Genomic DNA, 22,011 nt, shown 5'->3' on the forward strand with positions numbered 1-22,011 from the left:
AACCCTTTGACTGTGATCCGTACGTCGCCAGCGCACCGCTCGTCGGCAGCACCGCGACCAGGTTGAAGGTCTTGCCACCACCGCCGCTACCCGAACCCGAGCCCGAACCGGAGCTGGATCCGCAACCGCTCAGCGCCAGCGCCCCGCCTAACAAGAGCGCGACAACCCCGTGCGCCCGCCCCAACCCTCTTGGCCCCCTCATCAAACTGCTCCTTCCATGAGCGCACGCCCGGCGCCACGTTCAATGATCACTGTGATGTCAGCCACACGCTAGCGGGTTGCGAGTTAGCCAATCAACCTTTTCCTGCTAATCCTTCAAGGTGACCAGTTTGCTACGGAGAGGATCGGTCGCCGCAACAGAGCCGGTCGTTTTGTCCGGATTTTACGAAGAGTACGGACCATCGTAACTTTCAGTGTTCGGATCAGTCGCGGTGCCAGTCCCGTCAAACAGGCGCACCTCCGGATGGACAGCGAGGGAGGCGCGCAGGTACCGAGCGACCTTCAGGACATCGGGACCGGACATTGGCGAAGGCAGGTTGAGCACCACCAGGGCCAATGTCACGCGGCTCCTGCCGTCCAGCAGAGGCACTCCGATCCAGTCGATCTCGCGCGCATTCGGGTCATCGAAGTCGAGCAGCACGTACGGGGCACGCCGCATCTCGCTCAACAGCGCGGTCACCGACTCGGAGTGTTCGGGCCGCTTACCCAGGTGGAGCTCGTCGAGAGCGCGCTCCAGGCGTGCCTTCGCATCGAGCCGCGCGGCCGCCGCGAAGCCGTTCGTGCGCAGCACGTCGATGGCACTCAGGTTGAGTTCCTGCTCAACCGCACCCAGTGCCGGGCGGGCGCGACCGAGCCAGTCGTGGATCTCGGACATCGTTCGCCCGGGAAGGAAGAGGATTCCCATGGGCGGCGCGAAGGGATTGCTTCTGCCACCCACGCGGAACAGCGTCGTCACCCGGCTGGGTTCACCCGCTGCGGCAAGGGGGACAATCCAGTCACCGATGTCGGCGCTGACGAGGCAGTGGGAGTCGAGTGTCCTGGCGATCGTCTCCATCGCCGGGCGAAGCGAGTCGATCAGGTGACCTCTGCGGCCGAGAGCCGAATGACCGATGCCCGCGAGCACCGGGCCGAGTTCGATCGCCTTCGTATCCTCGTGCCGGATGAGATAGCCGGCTTCGACAAGAGTCTCGACGAGCGCGTGGAGCGTGGACTTGCTGATCTCCAGTTCGCGCGCGAGTTCCGAGAGCGAGTAGGTCCGCCCGGGGTGCCTGCCGAGGAAGTCCAGGAGCGCGACGACCCGCCGAGTCGGGTTAGACATCGCACTCGGTCCGGCCTAAAGTCACGCGTCATCCTTTCCGCTCTTCGGGCTGAGCACGGTGCTGATCGGTGTCCGGTGCAGGGTCCTGGTCGACTGGTACGCGTGCAGGATCCGCGGCGCCAGGCCCGTGAGCCGCACGCCGGCCGCCACGAGTGCCATCGTCAGAAATGCCTTCCTCATACGAGCTGCTCCATTCTTTCGGCGAACGCCGGCGGGGGCGCCTGTTGGGGAAGTCCGCCGACGGTCTCGCCAACCTTGTAGGTGAGCTTCCAGAACGGCGCCCGGAGCAGCTTCGTGAGGATTCCGTAGAGGATCACGCCGTCGGGCCACTGCGTCGCGATGCGACCGGAGCCGCTGCGGTAGTAGTTGTTCTCGTAGTGGAAGGCGGTTCCCGCCAGGCGCTCCTGGAGCTTGTGGTCGTAGATGTCCATCGCCCACGGCTTGATCTCGATGGCCGACGCGCCGCGCCGCCACGCATGTCGAATGGCGGCCAGGATGTACTTGGCCTGCAACTCGAGGTTGGAGACGATCGTCCCGCCATTGGTGTTCGGCCCGTACATGATGAAGAAGTTCGGGAGGTCCTTTGCCATCATCCCGAGGAATCCGGTCTCGTCGCCGGACCAGAGCTCGTGGATGGTCCTGCCGCCGCGGCCGACCACCTCGTAGGTCGAGATGAAGTCCGCCTTGTAGCCGGTGGCGAGCACTATCGCGTCGAAGTCGTGGACGTCGCCCGTCACGTCGACCAGCCCGGTCCGGGTCACCCCCTTCACGGCTCGGGGCACCAGCGTGACGTTCTCCCTCAGCAGCGACGGATAGAATTCGTCCGAGATGACCGGCCGCTTGCCCGAGTACAGGTATGTCGGGGTGACCGCCTCGATCAGATCCGGCCGGCCCTCGAGCGTGCGGTTGATGAAGGCACGGGCGGCCTTCTCCGCGGCGGTGTGCTGCGGCGTTCCCTCCCGCCAGATCGCGCCGCCGAGCTGGGCCCGTTCCCGTTGGAGAAGGATCTTGGTCCGAATCACGCGCTGCGCTACCCGCGAATCCATCGCCCGCCGCTCGGCTGGCGTGAACTCCCGCGACAGCTTCGGCACGATCCAGCCGGGCTCGCGCTGGAACATGGTCACCTGAGCGGCGATCTCCGCGAGCGCGGGAACCACCTGCGTCGCGGTGGAGCCGGAGCCGACGACCGCGACCCGCTTCCCGGCGAGCTTCGCCGAGTGGTCCCATCGGGAGGAATGGAAGATCGGGCCTTCGAAGTCCCCGATACCGGGCCACTGGGGAATCTTCGGGTCGCTCAGCAGTCCGACGGCGCTGATCACGTAGTTTGCCCGCGTGATTTCCCCGGCTGGACCGAACACGTGGTAGATCTGTCGGGCCTCGTTCCAGACCACCCGCTCGACAGTGGTGTTGAAGCGGATGGAGGGCCCGAGCCCGTAACGGTCGATCACCGCCTCCATGTACTCCTGGAGTTCACGTTGCCGGACGTGCGTCCGGGTCCAGTTCCAGGGCATGTAGGAGAAGGAGTAGACCATCGAGGGCGTGTCGACCTCGGCGCCGGGATAACTGTTGTGCCACCAGGTGCCGCCGGGGCCGGCGGCCCGCTCCAGGACTGCTAACCGGTCGAAGCCGGCTTCCTTGAGCTGTATCGCGGCGCCGATTCCGGAGAAGCCCGCGCCGATGATGACGATGGACGGCCGGCCGGCTTCGGGTCGGGCGAAGCCTCTGATCTTCATCTGATTCGCCTTTCTGTGGGTGCCCCGAGTGGGTCCGTGGATATCTCTGACCGCACGCCCGTCACAGATCGATCAATGAGTGCCTGACACCGACGCCACCGTCGACCACAAGCACCTGGCCCGTGATGTAGTCGGCCTTGTCCGAGGCCAGGAACGCCGCCGCCGCCGCGATGTCCGCCGATCGGCCCCTGCGGCCGAGGGGAATTCTGGCCGCCAGATGATCGTCACCCTCGCGGGCCGCGGTCGCGATGGTGCCCGGCGCGACCGCGTTGACCCGGATGCCCCGGCCCGCGTTCTCGATCGCAAGGGTGCGGACGAGGCTGATCAGACCTGCCTTCGCGGCTCCGTAGGCGCCGTGACGGGTTGACGCCGTCAGCCCACTGACGGAGGCGATCGCGACGATCGCGCCCCGCTCGGCCGTCATGACCTTGAGCGCCTCCTGGGCGACGACCCACTGCTGGCGCAGGTTCAGCACGAAGGAACGGTCCCACTCCTCGTCCGATGTCTCGGCCGCGAGCGACCAGTCCGAGCCGCCCACCACGTTGACCAGCACGTCGACGTGCCCATGCTCCGACGCGACCTTGGTCAACGCCTCCCGGACCGCCGCGCGGTCCGTCACGTCGACGACGGCGCTGGTGGCCGTGCCCCCCGCCGCCGCCACCGCCTCGGCGGAGGCCTCCGCCGCCGACTCGTCCCGGTCGAAGCAGACGACATGCGCGCCGTCGGCCGCCACGGCTACGGCGCAGGCCCGGCCGATGTCCGGCCCCGTCCCGACCACCACCGCCGTGCGTTGCGCGCCTAACGCTCCGGGCATCGCGGCCCCTCCACTCCGTCGTTCGAATAGTCGAACTATGTGCCCAACATGCTGAACGGAGGATGTGGCAGGCGACACACCGTGTCAAGCCGTTGATGCGCGATCGTCCCGACACTGTCCGCGCGGAGGATCACCGGAAACGAGGTCCGGCCGGGCGCGGAAACGCGCCGAACCGGTCAGAAGAAATTCTTCCGCAGGTTGACGGGGCACAATCAATCGTGCTGCGCCGGAGGCTGCGCTAAGGCGCGGCGCCAGACGCATGACCGCCGTTTACCCGATTGACCGGCGGGTCGGGCTGGTCAACCTGCCAGCGAATCAAGAAAGGCAGCGGTAAGCCGGAAGGAGTCGAGACCCGCCGGCACCTGTGGATACAGGATGTGCCAGTCGTGGGCCTGGTTCGGCACTTCGCGGAACCACATCTGTACGCCGGCCTCGATCAGGCATCCGGCCAGCTCTCGGGCGTCGTCGCGCAGCACCTCGGTGGTGCTGGTCTCGAGCAGGACGGGCGGCTGGCCCGACCAGGAGCCCAGCACCGGGGAGACCCGGGGATCGGCGACGGGAACGCCCACGGCGTACAGGCCGGCGGCCTCCTCGGCCGCGGCCCGGGAGAACTGCTGATCGTGGTCGGCGTTGGCCTCGTAACTGGCATTGCGGACCCGCAGATCAAGCCACGGCGAGAAGAACACGGAGCCGACGTGCGCGCCGCCGTGCTCCTTCGCCGCGACCGTCAGCGCCAGGGCGGCCGCGATCCCGCCCCCCGCGGAATCACCGGCGAGCACGATCCGGACACCCTGCCCGGCCAGCCACCGGTAGACCACCTCGCCCGCGTCGAGCGCGGCCGGAAAGGGGCTCTCGGGAGCGAGCGGATAGTCGACCAGAAAGCATTCGCGACCCACCGCGGCGACGAGCCGGCTGGCGAACGGCAGCCAGCCGGCCGCCGATCCTAGCCGGAATCCCCCACCGTGAAACCAGAGCAGCGCGCTGTCCGCCCGGGCGTTCAGCGGAGACACCCGGGCGACCGGGACGCCCCCGGGCCCGATCCGCTCGACCGTGACACCCGGCGCCAGCGGCTGCGCGCCCAGCGCCTGCTCGATCATCGCCCGCCGCTCGACGAGCCCGGGATCCGCGGCCCGACCGCGCGCACCGCCTCCGGCGGGATTCCCGATCGTCTCCTCCACCGGCCCACGGAGCTCCATCGGGTCACCGTAACAGGCAAGATTGCCAGGAGACAGGCGTCCGGAACCCTCCAGCCAGCAGGCCAGCCGACGCGAGCCCAGGTCAGGCGAGTCGGGCGGGGAAGCCACCGGTGGCGATCGGACCCCAGCGCACGGGGGTGACGCGGAGCAGGGACTTGCCCTGGTCGAACATCGCCTGGCGGTACTCGTCCCAGTCGGGGTGCTCGCCGGCGATGGTGCGGAAGTAGTCGACGAGCCCGTCGACGGCTTCGGGAACGTCGAGGACCTCGCAGCGGCCGTCGATCTGGACCCACGGCCCGTTCCACTCGTCGGAGAGGATCACCACGCTGGCTTCGGGCCGCTCCCGCAGGTTGCGGGTCTTGGCCCGCTCCGGATAGGTCGAGATCACGACGCGACCGGCGTCGTCCACCCCGCCGGTGACCGGAGATGCCTGCACCGACCCGTCAGCGCGGCGGGTGATGAGCAGCATCCGGTGCCGTTGCCGGGCGAACTCCACCAGTCCGGCGAGATCAACCCGGTCGTTCGTCGCGATCGTCCGTGCCATCACCGACCACCCTCTCCACGTCCGGATTCCCACCCTTGCATCGACACCATCCTCCACGCCGGTCCGGCGCGCCTGCCAGGAGATGCGTCGGTGGCCGCCGGGCTGTGCACATCGGTGAGCGGGCTGCCTCGCGATCACCGGACACGTGCTGGGCAGGGACGCGCGTCTGAACCCTCCGTGAGCGATGGAGAAGGGCACCCGGTGAGAGTGCTTCCGGCGACGCCCCGCGAGTTCGCCTCAGGCATCGCGGGTCGTCAGGGAGTACTGCGCGGCGCCGATGGACAGGGCGAGCCAGCCGGCGACGACGAGGATGGCGGCGCCGATGGGGAGGTACTGCGGCGAGGGCTCGAGGTGGGAGAAGCAGATGCTGTCACTCGCGGCGGTGGGCAGGTAGGCGAGCACGTTGCGCTGCCACCAGACCGGCAGCAGTCCGCCGAGCACCGCGGGCGCGAACAGCAGTCCCAACACCGCCGAGATCGCGCCGGCCGCGCTGCGGAACATCATCGCCAGGGCGAGGCCGAGCAGTGGGAACAGTGGCGACGTCGCGACGCTGGTGGCGACGGCCCGCAGGGCGCCCGCCTCACCGAACCCGGGCATCGGCACGCCGTACGCGCCGAACACCAACCGTGCGGCAACGGCGATCCCGACCGTGGCCACGCCCATCACCGCCCAGCTCATCAGCGTGACCAGCAGGCATTTGGCGGCCAGCACCCGACCTCGGCGCGGGGTGACCGCGAAGGTGACGCGCGCCAGACCCCCGTGGTACTCGGACGCGCCGACCTTCACACCGAGCACCACCACCAGCACTCCGGTGAAGACGGTGCCGACAAGCGGTGCCACCACCGGATCGAACTCCGCCCGGTCCGCGGCGGACCAGCCGTCCCAGGTCGCGCCGACCGCCACCGCCAGCAGCGCGGCGACCGCGATGCCGAGCACCGTGCCGACCGCCACCAGCACCCAGGTGGACCGGATGGAGCGCAGCCGCATCCATTCGGCGGCGAGCGTGGCCGTCAGCGGAGGCCGACTCCCGCCGCGGGACCCGATCGCGGGACGCGGCACGGCAGATGCCGTGTCCTGCGTGGAGGTCCGGTCTGTCCTGCCGGGCTGCCTCGTCGTCGCGTCGGCGTTCATGCTCACCGCTCCTCACCACGGTCGGGGATACCGACAGCAGCAGGGCTGCCGGCGGATGGGACGGCGGCCGGGCCGACGGCACCGGGGCCGGTTGCCGCGCGGTGCTCGACGGCGTCGCGGGTAGCCGCCAGGTAGGCCTCCTCGAGCGACGCCCGACGCTGGACGAGTTCGTGCACCGCGATGCTCCGAGCAGCGGCCAGGTCGCCGACACCCGCCGCGCTCAGCCCGGTGACCAGCACCGCTCCGCTGCCATCGCGGTGGACGGCGGCGCCCGCGTCGCGCAGCAGCGCGGCGAGCTCCTCGGCACGGGGGGAGATCACCCGCACGCGGCCGCCAAGGCCTGATCCGGTGAACTCGGCGACGCTCGCGTTCGCCAGCAGGCGACCGCGGCCGACGACCACCACCCGGTCGGCGGTGTCCTCCATCTCGCTCATCAGGTGGCTGGACACCACGATCGTGCGCCCCTCGCCGGCAAGCCGGCGCAGCAACGTGCGCACCCAGCTGATGCCCTCCGGGTCCAGGCCGTTGACGGGCTCGTCGAGCAGCAGGGTGCCCGGATCACCGAGCAGGGCGGCCGCGATGCCGAGGCGCTGCGCCATCCCCAGCGAGAAGCCACCGATCCGACGGTCCGCCACGGCCCCGAGCCCCACCATGTCGATCACCTCCTCCACCCGGTGGGTCGCCACCCCGCCAGCGCGGGCCAGGCAGGCCAGGTATCGGCGGGCCCGCAGCGCGCCGGGCGCGGCTCTGGCATCGAGCAGCACGCCGACCTCGTGCACGGGGGCCGGGATGTCCCGGTAGGACCGGCCGTGGACGCGCGCCGCGCCGGCGGTCGGGCGTACCAGGCCCACGATCATCGCCAGCGTCGTCGACTTTCCTGAACCGTTCGGTCCCAGGAAGCCCGTCACCTCGCCGGGGGCGAGGTCGAAGGTCAGGTCGTCGACGGCGAGCCGGTCTCCATACCGCTTGGACAGGTTGCGGACCTCGATCACCGTGGATCGCCTTCCTCGGTCTTTCCCCCGCTCGGACCGTCGTCTTTCACAGGACTGCGGTCGGTGGCCGTGCTGCGCGGGGAGGAGCGGCCCTCGCCGGGGGCGTTCTGGTTCGTCCCCCGCCGCCGCCGTCGGAACTCGCCGTACGCGCCGGCCAGGACCAGCAGCGCGACAAGGGCGTTCTTGATCGGCCGCACCACCGCGAGGACGCCATCAGCCCAGCCGGGCAGGTCGATCCAGGTGCGTGGGCTGACGTGCACGCCATCGATCGACGACGGTGCCGGCAGGCCCACCCGCGGCAGCCCGAGGCCAGCCAGGGGAACCAGCGTTCCCACCGCGAGCACGATCAGCACGGCGATCGCTCGCGTGACCCGCGCGCGTCTCGCCCACCGCCGCGTCCCGGCGAGCCATGTCCGCGTACCGCTGGTCTCGTTCATGCCGAGAACGGTAGATCCACATCGGCCGCTCGCCATCAGCCCCGAGACGGGACATCGTCTCCGTCTGAAGGCGGAGGCGCCTGCGACTCGCGGGCGAGAAACTGACTGCCGTCAGGTCGTTCTGGGCCGCACCAGTCCCACGTCGTAGGCGAACACGACGGCCTGCACCCTGTCCCGCAGGCCGAGCTTGCGCAGAACGGAGGAGACATGCGTCTTGATGGTCGCCTCGGTCAGCACGAGCTCGGCGGCGATCTCCGCGTTGGAGAGCGCGAGGGCGACGAGCCGCAGTACCTCGGCCTCCCGGTCGGTGAGCGTCTCGAGGGCCGAGCGGTGTCCCCGCAGGCCAACCCATCCCCCCAACGGCCCACCGCCGGTCCCGGGTGCGGTCGCGATGCTGGTCCGGGAGCCGGTCGGCCGCGCTTCGCCGCCGAGTACGTCGACGAAGCGGTCGAGCAGCCGACGGGTCACCGTGGGGGCAAGCAGTGCGTCGCCGCGGGCCACGACCCGGACCGCGTCGACGAGCTCGGCCGGCCGCACGTCCTTGAGCATGAACCCGCTGGCCCCGGCGCGCAGCGCGGCGAAGACGTACTCGTCCAGGTCGTAGGTGGTAAGGATGATCACCCGGGCGGCGCTGCCGGAGGCGACGATGGCGTGCGTCGCCTCGATGCCGTCGACCGTCGGCATCCGCACGTCCATCAGCACGACGTCGGGCGCCAGGCGAGCGACGAGGTCGACGGCCTCGGCGCCGTCACCCGCCTCGCCCACCACCTCGATACCCGGCCGGGAATCGAGGATCATCCGGAAGCCGCCGCGGACCAGCACCTGGTCATCGGCGACGAGAACTCGCAGCACCGCGGGCACCGCCTCGTCCTCGGGGATGCCGGTCATCGCCCGGCGCCCGTGGTCATGCGGGGAGGAGCGGGGAGGTCCGCGCGCACCTGAAATCCGCCCGCCCGGATCGGCCCGGCCCACAGCTGACCGCCAAGCAGGTTCGCCCGTTCCCGCATTCCGAGGATGCCGTGTCCCTCGCCGGGCGCCGCGTCGGTCAGCACAGAGGCGGGTCCCCCCGGTCCGGTCCCCTGGCCGTCGTCGACGATGTCGATCCCGACCGCGTCGGCCGAGTAGGTGATGGTCACCCCGACCCGGGTCGCGCGGGCATGGCGGACCGTGTTGGTGAGCGCCTCCTGCACGATGCGGTAGGCGGACACGTCCACCCCGGCCGCGAGCGGGCGTACCCGGCCGACGCGGCTGATGCACACGTCCAGACCGGCGGCCCGCAATGGCCCGGCAAGCTCGTCGATCCGGGCCAGGCCCGGTTGCGGCCGGTTGGCCTCGTCAGTGCCGGATCCGACGGCGCCGGGCCCGAGAGCACGGGTGGGCTGACCATCGTCCGGGCGGACCGCGCCGAGAAGACGGCGCAGTTCCGCGAGCGCGTCCCGTCCGGCCGCCTCGATCGAGCGCAGGGCCTGCCGGGCCTGGTCGGGCCGCGACTCGAAGACGTCGTCACCGGCGGCGGCCTGCACGACGATGACGGACACGCTGTGCGCGATCACATCGTGCAGCTCGCGGGCGATCCGGGCCCGTTCCTCCATCACCGCCCGGCGGCTCTCCTCCTCGATCGCCACCCGACGGTTGCGCATGATCTCCCCAAGCGCCCAGGCGACGACCGCCATCGCCATCGTGAAGTAGGCGTCGCCGGCGGGCGCCGTGCGGAAGTTGGCCGCGGCGAGCCCGACGAGGGCCAGCAACGCCGGCACCGAGATGGTCGGCGGCCGCGCGGCGGCCAGCGAGCAGACCGCGACCAGGCCGGCGAACGGGATGACGAGATCCGGTGCGACGACGTGCAGCGCCAGGCCGCCGGCCAGGGTGATCGCCACCACCGGCACCGGCCGGGCCCGCCGCCAGTACAGCGCCACGCCCTGGATCACCGCGGCCGGCACGCCAAGCCAGAGCACCAGCGACCGGGAGGTGGTCACCGACGGGTCCGACAGCGCGGCCAGCAGGAACAGTGCCATGGCCGCCGGCAGGACGACGTCGATCGCCGTGCGCAGCCACCCGAACCACCGCCCCTTCACATCCCGATCGTGCACCATGCGCACCGCCCCGGGGCTCTCACCATCACAAGCACCGACCCCGAGCAACGACACCCGCGGCTCTCGCCCTGGATCCCTCAGCGGCCGCGTTCCGGGCGATCAGGGGCGTCGCGCGACCGCGCCGTAGATGCCGACCTCGGCGTCCTTCAGGCCCGCCGGGACGCTGTCGTCGGGACGCCACCGATGCACGGGCCGCACGCCTGGATCCAGCAGGTCGAGGCCGTCGAAGAACCGCTCGATCTCGGCCCGGCGCCGAAGCCGCAGGGGAATGCCTCGGTTCCGGTAGGCCTGTTCCCCCTGCGCATCCACGGCCGGATCGAAATCGGATGTGCCATGGGTGAGCGCGAGATAGCTGCCGGCGGGCAGGGACTCGACCAGCCGGCGAAGGATGCCGTACGGATCATCGCCGTCGGGAAAGAAGTGCAGGACGGCGACGACGAACAGGCCGACGGGACGCGAGAAGTCGATGGTGTCGCGCAGAACGGCGGAGTCGAGGATCGCTTCGACGTCATGCAGGTCGGCGTCAAGGTAGACCGCGCGGCCGGCTGGGCTGCCGGTCAACAGCGCGCGGGCATGAGTGAGCACGATCGGATCATTGTCGGTGTACACGATCTGCGCGTCGGGCGCGATCCCCTGGACGATCTCATGCAGGTTCGGCGAGGTCGGAATACCGGTGCCGATGTCGAGAAACTGCCGAACTCCGGCCTCGGCCACGTGCCGGGCGGCACGGATCATGAACGCCCGGTTCTGTCGGGCGGTGGTCCGGGCGTGCGGGAAACCAGCCAGCGCCTTCTCGGCGGCCTCCCGGTCGGCGGGGAAGTGGTCCTTGCCGCCGAGCAGGTAGTCGTAGATGCGGGCCGAATGCGGCTGATCGATGTGAAGGTCGACCGGACCGGCATCGGAAGCCGGCTGGCTCCACGTCAGTCGACCACTTGGCCATATCCCATCCGTCGCCACTGCGCCTCCCGGAGAGCCCAAGCCGCCCGAATCACCGTAACTGCACGATTACCCTAACCTCCTATCGCCCTGCGCCATTGCCCGGACGCCCAGAGCATCGACGACCGGACGTGCCGGAACCCAGCGACAGCGGCCAGATCAGCGTTTTCACGATCAGGATGCCGGGCCGTGACCACCGCGGTGGCGACCGGGATGAGGCTGCGAGGATGCCACTCTAACAGCAGCAGTTCGACGGCGAGCAGGATCGAGGCGAGCGGCGCGTTGAACGTCGCGACCATGCCCCCGGCCGCCCCCGCGACCAGCAGCGTCTTGCGTTCGTCGGCGGTCAGCCGCAACGTCTGGGCGACGATCGATCCGACCGCGCCGCCGGTCATGATGATGGGCCCTTCGGCGCCGAACGGCCCGCCGGTGCCGATGCTGATCGCGGCCGAGACCGGCTTGAGGACCGCCACCCTCGGCGCGACCCGGCTCCCGCCGGCGAGGTTCGCCTCGATCGCCTCGGGCATGCCGTGGCCGCGGATCTTCTCCGATGCAGTAACGTCACTGTTCCTGCACTTGTCGTGGTTTGGCCGAGACTCAACCCGCCCGCACACTACATCTCCGGCGCTTTCATCGCCATCACAGCGGTCGGCGGTCTGGCAATCTTCAGCCTCACAACAGCCTGGTTGAGCCGCATGTCGCGCGCTATGCAGAGCCGCGCTGCGGACGAAATCACGCCAACCATCGAGCGACTCGTAGAGAAGACGCTGGACATCGACCGACTTTCAGCTCCGGAAGCCGGTCGTGTCCATCAGGGCCTGGAAACGGCACTATCCCTGCGCAGCCATATACTCGCCGAGCATCCGGCCCCTCGCGTTCGCATCGTTCTTCAGGCGGTCTCGACAATACTTATACCGGCCATCATGATCACACTTCAGCTACTACTCCAAAAAATGTTCGCCTGATCCGTCAAATCTTTCGGAGGGTTGTCCGACGACAATGGGAATCTGACTCAAAGAGATCAGCCGGTAGAGCCGATACCAGGTGGTCAGGCAGGGTCGGTGAAGCCGGTGAAGCCGTAGCGGTCGTTGGGGCCGGCGATCACGTAGTTGACGATGCCGTAGCCGACCTCGCCGGTGTCGGTGGTGAACCGGGACACGTGGTCGTAGGTCGACGACAGCAGCGCCGCGGGCGGGATCTCCGACATCTTCCAGGACAGGCCCTCGACGGCGAGCGGCCCCTGGTACATGCCGTGCCGCCAGGGCCGCACGTCGGCGGCGCCGCTCTGCGGGACGGCCTCGCCGCCGTAGCCGGTGCCGAGACTGAGCACCATCGGCACCAGCGGTTCGACCTCGATCGTCGTCGGCTCGGCGTCCGGGCGGGTGAACGTCAGGCGGCCGCCGGAGAGCTGCCGGGTGCCCGGTGTGAACGTCCAGTCGTGCCGCGGGACGCCCAGGTGCCGGACTGCCGAGGTCTCGGCGCCACCGGATGTACCCAGACCGTGGTCGATGCGCAGGGCCTCCTCGAACGAGCGCGCGCCGTGCTGGTCCTCCTGGACGGCGTAGAGCACGGTCGCGTCGGCGAACTGGATCGGCGCCCAGTTCCAGAAGTGCCCGGGCGGCGGGGCGGCGCCGTCGATGCCCGGCGGCTCCGGGGCGCCGACGGGACGCACCCCCCACGAACGGTCCCGGACTCCCCAGTACCGGCCGGGCGTCACGGTGATCGTGGCGCCGTCGACGGTGAGATGGCCCGACCAGGTGCCGGTCTGGCAGAACCGGCACATGTCCATGACCACCCGCTCGTTGCGGTAGAGCGTGTGGCGCGGCTCGTGATGCGCGGGAATCGCGCCGGTCCAGACCAGGTCGCAGTCGATCCCCCACTCGTTCGGTTCGCAGGTCAGCCGCAGTCGGCGCAGCCCCTCGACCACCTCGATCCGCAGCGGCCCCACCGACGTGTCGGCTCGGTCGGCGCCGAGGACACGCGACGCGCGCACGACCCGGTGCACGCCGTCGACGAGCACGGCGAGGAAGCCGTCGACGACGCCGACGTTCGGGTAGAAGCCCATCCCGGCGGCGAGGACGACCTCGTCCGAGCAGGAGTGCAGGTTGAAGTAGTAGCGGTCGTAGAAGTTGCGGTCGCTGGTCCCGACCCGTCGAATCGGTTCGATCGTCTGGTGGAGCGGAAGGTCGTCGTACGGAGACAGCATGGTGGCTCCTCGGTCTCGCGACGCTGGGTGACCTTGGCTGCGGGGCTGCCGGGAACGCCCGGTGCGCCCCGGCGCTATGCGGAGGGGACGTGCAGGTCGAAGGTGCGGGCGAGGCGGGCGGTGAGGGTCTCGAGGTTGCCGAACTCGCCGGGGCCGGGCAGCGGCGCGCCCAGTGAGCGACGGATGGCCACCGCCCGCAGCAGGATCACGGCGAGGCGGAGTCCGGCGAACGCCTCGTGCCACTCCAGATCGGCCGTGTGCTGGCCGGTGCGCTCCTCCCAGAACGCGATCGTGGCGGCGCGGCTACCGAGCCCGTCCAGCCGGGGAACGCCGAGGTCCTCGCTGTGGGACAGGTCGAGGCACAGCCACCAGCCGAGATCGGCGAGGCCGCCGGCGAGGGAGACCATCTCCCAGTCCAGTACCGCGACGCAGCGGAACCCATCGAAGATCATGTTGCCCATTCGGGCGTCGCCCCAGGACAGGCCGGTGGGCCGGGCCGCGGGGCGATGCGTGAGCAGCCACTCCCACAGCGCCGTCACGGTCGGGTCGGGCACGTCGGCGACGGCCCGTTCCATCGACAGCCGCCAGTACTCCAGTTCCTGGTCGATGCCGGTGGTGCCACGTTCGGGTCGGTCGAGAAGGCGAAAGGCGGCCGTGTCGGCGCCGATCTCGACGCGGTGGATGGCGGTGAAGGCCTCCATCGCCGAGAGCCACAGCCGCTCCCGCTCGGCCGGTGTCGCCTCGACGAGGAATCCGGCCTGGTTGTAGGGCGGGAAGTCGCTCGGCACGACACCGTCGACGCGGCTCATCACCCAGAACGGGGCGCCGAGCGTCGCCGCGTCAGGTTCGAGGCCGTGCAGCGAGGGGACGGGGACGTCGCCGTGCTCGGCGAGATGGTCGAGCACCGCGTACTGCCTGCCGATGTCCGCCTCCAGAAAGATCTGGAAGCCCGTCGGCGCGAGCCGCACCACCAGCCCTTCGCTGTGGACGGCCCTCCGGTCGTCCCGCCAGGTCGCGGTGCACAGGAACGTCTCGTTGGAGCCGCCCGCGCCCTGCGGCAGGCAGACGTCGGTGATCCGCAGGTCCCGCGCGTGCGGCCACCGGGCCGCCAGCCAGCCCCGCAGGGCGTGGCCGATGGCCTGGGGATCGTGCTGGACCGGTGTCGTCGGCGCCTGGTCCGCACCCCCCGCCATGATCAGTAGCGCTCGGTCGACGGGATCCTTCGGATAGCACTTTCGGGTGGGGCGGGCGAGAGCCGAAACCCCGCCGATAACCCGGGTCGCCTCCGCGCGTCGGACCGGCTGTGCGGGTTTCTGGTTGGGAGTGCGGCCGGAACGTTCATCAAAGCCTCCCGTTTACACGATGCCGGCCCGCTCGGGCCTGGCCCGGAACGCATGGCTCTTCCGTAGGCGGCCGACCTTCGCTCTCGGGTGACACCGGGGACGTCCCACGATCACCTGCCGATAGCACGGCGAATATGCGGCCATTTGTCGCCACCACGCGCTGGACAACAATGCACATAGCGGGCCGATGGCGTCAACAGGTCAGCCGACCGCCCCCGGCGGCGCGAGGGCCGCCGGGGTCCCGCGCCGCGTCAGGGCGGGTGATCGGTTCTCAGCGGGCGCGAAGGCGCACGGGGAGGGACGTCGGGCCGGCGAGGGCATCGGCGGGGCCGCTCCAGGTGATCTCGCCGGCGATCTCGACGTCGTCCACGCGGGCGGCGAGCACGCCGAGGGCCTCCTCCATCTCCGTGCGGGCGAGGCTGTTGCCGATGCAGACGTGCCGGCCGCGGCCGAAGGCGAGGTGCGCCTGGCGATCGTCGCGGTCGGGATCGAAGTCGTCGGGCCGGTCGAAGGCCGCCGGATCGCGGTTGGCGGCGTACGCGTTCACCACCATCGGAGTGCCGGCGGGAATCGCCAGACCATCGGCCTCAAGGTCCACCTCGGGCACCCGCAGCTCCCACGGCACCGCCGGCGCGTAGCGCAGCGACTCCGTGACCGCGCGGCGGGCGAAGGCGCCGTCATCGCGCAGCCGCGCCCAGCCGCCGGGGCGGGCGGCAAGCTGGTGCACGCAGCTCGCCAGCTGGAGCTTGGTGGTGTCGTGGCCGCCCATGATGACGTTGATGATGTTGGCGACGAGTTCCTCGCGAGACAGGCGGTCCAGGCTTTCCTGTGCCTCGATCAGCGCGCTGACGAGATCATTCCCGGGGTCCTTCGACCGCTGCTCGACCAGATCGTTGACGTAGCCGCCCAGATCCCGGATCGCCTGTTCGAGCCGCGGCAGCTCGGGCGCCAGGGGCACCGCCGCCAGCGCGTTCATCTCGGCGCTGGAATGCACGAAGCGCGGAATGTCGTCCACCGGAACGCCGACGAGGCGGGCGAGTACCTCGATCGGATACCAGTAGGAGAAGTCGGCGACGAGGTCCGCGGTCTCCGCGGCCAGCAGCCGGTCGGCGGCCCGCTCGGCGACCTCGCGCATCATCGCCCGCTGCTGGTCGACCGACCGCAGGCTGAACGCCCGTTCCATCACCGACCGGATCCGCCGGTGCCGGTCGCCCTCGATCCAGGCGAGCAGCCCGTTGTCGATGTAGTCGACGACCAGCGGGGTCGCACCCTCGCTGAGGTAGTAGTCGCGCATCGACGACCGGGTGCGCGGCGCCGCCAGCAGCTGCTTCGCCCGCTCGTAGGTCAGCACCTCGATGCCGCGCACGCTGCGGGCGAGACCGCCCCTGGCGCGCAGGCGCCGCACCGTCCCCGCCGGATCGGCCGCGTACTCGTCCCCGAACAGGTCCAGCTCGGGGAGGTCGTCCGTGTCCAGCGGACCGGCAGCCGCCCGGGCTGACCCCACCACGCCGGCTAAGTCGTCCGTCATCGCGCCCCGCTCCCTCCACCGTGAGCTACCCACGGTGTCTGACCTGCTCGGATGTTTCCACCCGCATGCTTTCCCGTCCGTCGGCGACGGGTCAACGGCTGCCCGTCGCAACCAGGCCCGCCGACCGCGGCGGCCGCTGTCCGACGGGCACTGTCGGACGGGCACTGTCGGACGGGCACTGTCCGGCGCACACGCCCTGCTGCCGGCGGACCCGCGCGCGTCGGATTTCGGTGCTTTTCAGCGCGCACGCCGCCCTTGCGGCGATAGATTTGGTGATCGGCGGAATGGCGGCGGCGCGGCGCGACGGGGACGGCGCAGGCGCGGCGGGGAGGGGCTCCGGCATCGGTCAGCGGTGGCTGCGGGCACTCCTTGGACCGGAGGCGGAATCCCGATCGACCCGCGCAGCTTCACGCACAGCGCTGATAGTCGTCCATACGGTCACCGCGCTGACGCGTCTGATGGACGTCCTGCCGGCCTTTCTCGGCGACGGCCGGGTGCGGCTGCTGTTCACCGTGATCGACGGTTCGCCGTTCTCGACCGGCGCGGACGAGTTCCTCGCCGACCTCGGCGCGCGGGTGATTCCCTGGGAACACGCCGTCACGCACCGGTTCGACCTGGCTGTCGCCGCCGGGCGCAGCGGCCCGCTACATAAGATCCGCGCACCACTGATGGTTATTCCCCATGGCGCGGGATACAATAAATTCAAACAGGAAACAGGAAACAGGAAACAGGAAACAGGAAACAGGAAACAGGTTTACGGGTTCGCTCCTGATCAGCTCCTGCATGAGGGACGACTGGTACCGCGCGCCGTCGTGCTCTCCCACGCCGAGCAGTTCGCCCGGCTGAGCCGCAGCTGCCCCGAGGCACTTCCGGCCGCCGTCGTCGGCGGCGATCCCTGCTTCGACCGCATCCTGGCCAGTCGGCACCGCCGCCGCGAGTTCCGCGGCGCGCTCGGCGTCGATCCTGGCCAGAAGCTCGTCGTCCTGACGTCGACCTGGGGACGCGGCTCGCTGCTCGCCCGGGCGGCGGAGCTGCCGGCGCGACTGCTCGCCGAGCTGCCGGTGGACGAGTACCGAGTGGTCGCGGCGATCCATCCCAACGTCTGGGACTGGCACGGTGCGCTGGAGGTTCGCGGCTGGCTGGCCGAGGCCGCCCGGGCGGGGCTGGCGGTCCTGCCGCCGCGGGAGGGCTGGCGGGCCGCGCTCGTCGCCGCCGACCTCGCCATCGGCGATCACGGGTCGGTCGGCGTGTACGCGGCGGCGATCGACCGGCCGGTCCTGCTCGCCGCCGGCGATCCCGCCGAGCTGGATCCGGCCGGCTCGACGGCGCGGCTGCTGGCGCTCGCGCCCACCCTGCGCCCGGCCTTCCCGCTGCGACGGCAGGTCGACGACGCGATCAGCGGCCACACCTCCGGTCGCTACGCCGAGCTCGCCGCGGGCACCTTCGCGCTGCCCGGCGAGTCCCTGGCGACACTGCGCCGCCTGCTGTACGGCCTGCTTGACCTCCCGGAGCCGGCCACACCTGCCCGGGCCCGCGCGCTGGATCCCCCGACGGCCGACGGTGCGCCGCCCACCGCCGTCTGGGTGACGACCACGGTCCTGTCGCCCGCCGCGGAGCCAGCCATGGGGCCAGCCGCAGAGCCAGCCGCGGCGTCAGCGGCGGTGGCGGTCCATCGCCGGCCGGCGGTCGCCGACGTGCCGTGGTACGTCGATCCGCCCGGCACCGACCGGCATCTCGCCGTGGACATCGCCGACACGGATCCGCGTCTGCTCGAAAGCGCCGACGTCCTGCTGCGCGGCGTCGCGACGCCCGGCTACCCCGCCGCCGAGTGGACGGCCGACGTCCTCACGGACCATCCGGGCTGCCGCCTCGCCGCCGACGTGACCATCCCGGGCCGCCTCGCGCTGCGCCCACGCGGCGGCCCCGTCCTCGAGTTCCGCCACCTCCCGCCGACGCCCGCGGCATCGGTGCTGGCCTCGGCGGCGTACGCGTGGATCGCCGACGGTCGCCCCCTCGCCGGGCTGGTCGACGCCGGGGTGGAGATCCGCCTGGGCAGCCGACTCCTGCGCATCCGCGGCGCCGCCCCATCCGACGACGCCACCCCATCCAACGATGCCAAGGCCGGGACCAGGACCGCCTAGGTCGCACCGGCTCTGTTCGGGCGGGGTCAGGACGGGGCGGGGCTGTCGCCGCCGGTGAAGCCGTCGTCCAGCTGCCGTCGCACCCGATCGGCGAGCGGGCTGCCCACCGCGGCGAAGGTCTCGAACGCCTCACGCAGGCAGGATTCCCAGCGGTGCGCGTCGCCGGCCCGGGACGCGACCACGGCCCGAGCCCGCAGGACGAGCGCGACCTGGAACGGGATCGCGCGGCGGCGCATGATGACCTCCGCCTCGCGCAGCACCCCGTCGGCTGGCCCGTCCTCGCGCAGGTCCAGCAGCGCCTCGCCGAAGCTGAGCAGCACCCGACCTCGATTGTGCTCATCGCCGATGGCGGTGAACCCGTCGAGCGCGTCCCGCAGGACCCGCGCCGCCTCCTCGGCTCGTCCCGCGGCACGCAGCGCCCGACCCAGGTGATGGGACTGCAGCGCGACGCCGCGGGCGTTGCCGATCTCCAGGTTGATCTCGCGAGCCCGCTCGAACAGCGCGATCGCCGAGGAGTACACGCCCTGTTCGAGGTACGCCCGCCCGCTGAACTCGAGGACCGACGCCTCCATCCGGCGATCGGCGGCGCCGCGGCTGCACGGCAGCGCCGCGTCGAACTGCGCGTGCGCCTGCTCGTAGCGGCCCTGCTCGTAGAACGCCCGACCCAGCAGGCTGCGCATCCGCGCCTCGGCCGCGGCGTCACCGAGACGGACCGCGGCCTCCACCGCCAGCTCGCACACCTCGGCCCAGTCGCCGTAGCGCTTGCGGTTGAGGAAGTACGCCCACATCGCGTCGGCCAGGAGCACCACGACCAGGTCCCAGCGACGCCGCGCGGCCGCCCGCACGGCACCCAGCAGGGCAGCCCAGTTCGCCTCGAACCACCGCAGTGCCTCGGCCGCCGAGCCGAACGACGGTGCCGGCGGGGCGACGGTCTCGTCCCACCAGGGTTCCGCCGGCGGCGGATACTCCACGAGCCGCATCCGCGACCCGATCACCGCCCGATCGGCGAGCATCGCGTGCCGCAGGTAGACGCCGACCATCCGACCCAGCGCGCTGTCGCGGTCCGCAGGCTCGTCCTCCAGCTCCGCGCGGCGCCGCGCGTGCGACTGGACCAGGTCGGACACCTGGTAGCGACCCTCGACGTCCTCGTCCGCCCCAATCAGGTGCGCGAGCACGAGTTCGGAGTCGAGCACGGTGCGGACACCGGCGAGCGGCCGTCGAAGGCCCGCGGCCAGCACCCCCGCGTCGCAGGAGGTCCCCGGGTGCACGCCCAGCATCCGGTAGACGGTGCGAACGCCCTCCGGAAGCCGCCAGTACGCGCCCTCCAAGGTGACCTCGATCACACGCTCCCCGCTGTCCCCCACGAAGTAGTCGAGTCGCCGATCGATGTCACGTGTCTGGTCGGCGATGGTCGACACGCGGCGCGTCTGGTGCATCTGCCGGTCCACGCCGACCAGTTCCAGCAGCAGCGGCAGGCCACCGCAGTACCGGATGACCTCGGCGGCGGCCTCGGGCTCGCGCCGCAGCCAGTCCGGGCCGGCGTACTCGCCGATCAACTCGGCGCTGTGCACGTCACTGAGCGGCCCGAGGACGATCTCCCGCCCACCAGCCCGGACCAGGGCGGGGAACCGCCGGGCACTGACCACGATCACGACGCAGCCCGCGAGCAGCGGCAGCGCGTCCCGAACGCTCAACGCCTGCGCGGCCGAGAGCACGCCATCGAGCACGATCACCAGCCGCCGCCCGGCGATCCGCCGGGCGAGCATGCCCGCGAGTCGGTCGCGCCGGCCCGCCGGCCGATGACCGGCCCCACCGGGGTCGCGTCGTTCCCGTTCGTCGGACCCGCCAGCGGCATACGGGTCGCCGCCGAGCGCCGCGATGATCCGTTCCAGCAGCTCGGTGACGTCGACGGCGTCGCGCTGCGCCAGGTCGGCGAGGTCGAGGCGAAACTGGCCGCCGTCGAACCGGTCGCCGATGTCGGGGACCCATCGCAGGACCGCCTGCGACTTGCCGACCCCCTGAGGGCCGCTCACCACGATCAGGAGCGGACCACGCTCGTCGCGGGACCAGTCGACGAGCTCGAGGAAGGCGGCACGCTCCTGGAACCGGTTGACGAACACCGGCCTGGGCGCGTCCAGCCGCAGCAGCGCGTCAGACACGTCGACCCACCCCACGAAACCGCATCCTGCGCAGCCGCCCTGCTGCGGAACGTGACAACACGGGATCAACCTAGCCGATCGGACGCCGTCCGGTCCCGCTCTCGGCCTAGCCGATCGGACGCCGGTCCGGTCCCGCTCTCGGCCGTGGTCGAGATACCTACCGGCAACACGTCTACTTCGCCTCTTCTCGTGGCCGCAGCCGTCGGGGGCGACCTAGCGTCGATGGACGTGACCGTCGTCGACACCTCCACTGCGCCCGCCCTGCTGTCGCCCGGGTCTGCGGCGCTGCGCCGGCTGCAGGTGGCGATGGTCGCGGCGGGGCTCGCGGCGTTCGCGATGCTGTACTCGACGCAGGCGTCGCTGCCGCAGATCGCGGCCACGTTCGGCGTCGACGCGACGCTCGCGAGCCTGACCGTCTCGGTGACGACCGGCGCGCTGGCGATCTCGGTGCTGCCGACGTCGACGCTGGCCGAACGGCTCGGCCGGGTCCCGGTGATGATCGCCGGGCTGGTGGTGGGCTGCGTCTGCGTGGGCCTCGGCGCCGCCGCGCCGAACCTGCCGTTGTTCCTGCTGGCACGGGCGCTGGCGGGGGTGTCGCTGTCGTCGGTCGTCGCGGTGGCGATGGGGCACATCGGCGAGCAGGTCCGCCCGGACGCCGCGGCGCCGGCGATCGGCATGTACGTCTCGGCGACGTCCCTGGGCGGGCTGCTCGGCCGGCTCGTTCCCGCCGGGCTGGACGCCCATGGCGGCTGGCGGGTGTCCATCGCGACCATCGCCGCCGTCGGCGCCGGGTGTACCGCGGTGTTCGCCGTGGTCATGCCGCGCGGCCGCGCCGGCGCCAGCGCCAGCGGGCGCCGAGGCCGCGGTCAGGTGATCCGCCGGCATCTGCGCGACCCAGGGATACTGCGCCTGTGCGGGGTCGGCATGGTCGAGATGGGCGGATTCGTCGCCACCTACAACTACCTGACCTACCGGCTCACCGGCGCGCCGTTCCGGCTGTCGAGCACCGCCGTGGGCCTCGTCTTCTGCGCCTACCTGGCCGGGACGGTGACCTCGACCGCCGCCGGCCGGCTGGCCGTACGCGTCGGGCGGCGGCCGGTGCTGCTCGGCGCCGTCGCGACCGGGCTGGCCGGGCTCGCCCTCACCCTGCCGGACGACCTCGGCTGCGTCCTGGCCGGACTGGTCGTGTTCACCGCCGGCTTCTTCGCGGCGCACGCGGTCGCCAGCGGCTGGGTCGGCGCCCGGGCGGGCACCGGGCGATCCGAGGCGTCGGCACTGTACCTGCTGGGCTACTACCTGGGTTCCAGCGTCGGCGGCACGCTGATCGGCCTGGCCTGGACCGCGGCCGGCTGGCCCGCGACCGTCGCCTGCGTCGCCGCCACCCAGCTCGCCGCCGCCCTGCTCACCCCCCGTACCGAACCGCTTGACACGCCCCCCGCC

The 22,011-nt window shown here is 71.2% G+C and carries 21 protein-coding genes; 3 read left to right on the forward strand and 18 right to left on the reverse strand.

The genetic code is table 11. The features are described from left to right. From C1A33_RS35540 to C1A33_RS02500, 14 genes are all read right to left on the reverse strand, one after another. Positions 1-202, reverse strand: a 202-nt coding sequence (locus C1A33_RS35540) for a hypothetical protein (RefSeq protein WP_207770118.1), incomplete at its 3' end; no start/stop codon positions are given. A gap of 180 nt (positions 203-382) precedes the next feature. After that, on the reverse strand, positions 383-1,318 hold the full coding sequence (locus tag C1A33_RS02445) for a helix-turn-helix domain-containing protein (protein ID WP_101829898.1): 936 nt from the start codon (positions 1,316-1,318) through the stop codon (positions 383-385). Positions 1,319-1,339: 21 nt separating this feature from the next. After that, positions 1,340-1,498: a hypothetical protein gene (locus C1A33_RS34515; protein ID WP_165818194.1), complete on the reverse strand. Its 159-nt coding sequence runs from the start codon at positions 1,496-1,498 to the stop codon at positions 1,340-1,342. After that, the gene (locus C1A33_RS02450) at positions 1,495-3,051 is read right to left on the reverse strand and encodes a flavin-containing monooxygenase (RefSeq protein ID WP_101829899.1); all 1,557 of its coding nucleotides are present in this window, start codon (positions 3,049-3,051) and stop codon (positions 1,495-1,497) included. The genes C1A33_RS34515 and C1A33_RS02450 overlap by 4 nt, the downstream gene beginning before the upstream one ends. A 61-nt stretch (positions 3,052-3,112) precedes the next feature. Further along, positions 3,113-3,865: an SDR family NAD(P)-dependent oxidoreductase gene (locus C1A33_RS02455; RefSeq protein WP_101829900.1), complete on the reverse strand. Its 753-nt coding sequence runs from the start codon at positions 3,863-3,865 to the stop codon at positions 3,113-3,115. A gap of 299 nt (positions 3,866-4,164) precedes the next feature. Beyond that, positions 4,165-5,061 carry an alpha/beta hydrolase fold domain-containing protein gene (locus C1A33_RS02460; RefSeq protein ID WP_133150543.1) on the reverse strand — a complete coding sequence of 299 codons (897 nt, stop codon included), beginning with the start codon at positions 5,059-5,061 and terminating at the stop codon, positions 4,165-4,167. An 82-nt stretch (positions 5,062-5,143) separates the two neighbouring features. Further along, entirely contained in the window at positions 5,144-5,605 is a 462-nt protein-coding gene (locus tag C1A33_RS02465; protein WP_101829902.1) for a PPOX class F420-dependent oxidoreductase, read from the reverse strand. Between the two features lie 237 nt (positions 5,606-5,842). Further along, positions 5,843-6,736: an ABC-2 transporter permease gene (locus tag C1A33_RS02470; protein WP_101829903.1), complete on the reverse strand. Its 894-nt coding sequence runs from the start codon at positions 6,734-6,736 to the stop codon at positions 5,843-5,845. 2 nt (positions 6,737-6,738) lie between these two features. After that, positions 6,739-7,728 carry an ABC transporter ATP-binding protein gene (locus C1A33_RS02475; protein ID WP_101829904.1) on the reverse strand — a complete coding sequence of 330 codons (990 nt, stop codon included), beginning with the start codon at positions 7,726-7,728 and terminating at the stop codon, positions 6,739-6,741. Beyond that, complete coding sequence (locus C1A33_RS02480) at positions 7,725-8,165, reverse strand: hypothetical protein (protein ID WP_101829905.1); 441 nt, start codon at positions 8,163-8,165, stop codon at positions 7,725-7,727. Before C1A33_RS02480 ends, C1A33_RS02475 begins: the two co-directional genes overlap by 4 nt. Before the next feature lie 111 nt (positions 8,166-8,276). Continuing rightward, positions 8,277-9,053 carry a response regulator gene (locus tag C1A33_RS02485; protein ID WP_101829906.1) on the reverse strand — a complete coding sequence of 259 codons (777 nt, stop codon included), beginning with the start codon at positions 9,051-9,053 and terminating at the stop codon, positions 8,277-8,279. Beyond that, on the reverse strand, positions 9,050-10,240 hold the full coding sequence (locus C1A33_RS02490; protein WP_207770119.1) for a sensor histidine kinase: 1,191 nt from the start codon (positions 10,238-10,240) through the stop codon (positions 9,050-9,052). The genes C1A33_RS02485 and C1A33_RS02490 overlap by 4 nt, the downstream gene beginning before the upstream one ends. Positions 10,241-10,357: 117 nt before the next feature. Then, entirely contained in the window at positions 10,358-11,215 is an 858-nt protein-coding gene (locus tag C1A33_RS02495) for an SAM-dependent methyltransferase (RefSeq protein ID WP_423748027.1), read from the reverse strand. A 53-nt stretch (positions 11,216-11,268) separates the two neighbouring features. Next, entirely contained in the window at positions 11,269-11,721 is a 453-nt protein-coding gene (locus C1A33_RS02500; protein WP_243407094.1) for a chloride channel protein, read from the reverse strand. A 3-nt stretch (positions 11,722-11,724) separates the two neighbouring features. Here C1A33_RS02500 and C1A33_RS34520 point away from each other — a divergent pair, with 3 nt between their 5' ends. Next, entirely contained in the window at positions 11,725-12,159 is a 435-nt protein-coding gene (locus tag C1A33_RS34520; protein WP_165818193.1) for a hypothetical protein, read from the forward strand. Positions 12,160-12,242: 83 nt separating this feature from the next. On the opposite strand, the gene C1A33_RS02505 is transcribed toward C1A33_RS34520, so the two are convergent. The 3 genes from C1A33_RS02505 to C1A33_RS02515 form a co-directional block, all read right to left on the reverse strand. Next, complete coding sequence (locus tag C1A33_RS02505; protein ID WP_101829908.1) at positions 12,243-13,400, reverse strand: Rv3169 family protein; 1,158 nt, start codon at positions 13,398-13,400, stop codon at positions 12,243-12,245. 74 nt (positions 13,401-13,474) lie between these two features. Further along, entirely contained in the window at positions 13,475-14,593 is a 1,119-nt protein-coding gene (locus C1A33_RS02510) for a phosphotransferase family protein (protein ID WP_101829909.1), read from the reverse strand. A 421-nt stretch (positions 14,594-15,014) separates the two neighbouring features. Next, positions 15,015-16,271 (reverse strand): cytochrome P450, encoded by a 1,257-nt coding sequence (locus C1A33_RS02515; protein WP_101829910.1) that lies wholly within the window; start codon positions 16,269-16,271, stop codon positions 15,015-15,017. 458 nt (positions 16,272-16,729) lie between these two features. On the opposite strand from C1A33_RS02515, the gene C1A33_RS02520 reads away from it, so the two are divergent. Further along, positions 16,730-18,412, forward strand: a complete 1,683-nt coding sequence (locus C1A33_RS02520; RefSeq protein ID WP_101829911.1) for a hypothetical protein — start codon at positions 16,730-16,732, stop codon at positions 18,410-18,412. A 26-nt stretch (positions 18,413-18,438) separates the two neighbouring features. On the opposite strand, the gene C1A33_RS02525 is transcribed toward C1A33_RS02520, so the two are convergent. Beyond that, a complete protein-coding gene (locus C1A33_RS02525) occupies positions 18,439-20,586 on the reverse strand; it encodes a tetratricopeptide repeat protein (protein ID WP_101829912.1) in 2,148 nt (715 codons plus the stop codon). Between the two features lie 207 nt (positions 20,587-20,793). Between C1A33_RS02525 and C1A33_RS02530 the strand changes: the two genes are divergently transcribed. After that, positions 20,794-22,011 (forward strand): MFS transporter (locus tag C1A33_RS02530; protein WP_165818196.1); only part of this gene is annotated, 1,218 nt, incomplete at its 3' end.

The sequence above is a fragment of the Frankia canadensis genome (assembly GCF_900197875.1).
Classification (GTDB): domain Bacteria; phylum Actinomycetota; class Actinomycetes; order Frankiales; family Frankiaceae; genus Frankia; species Frankia canadensis.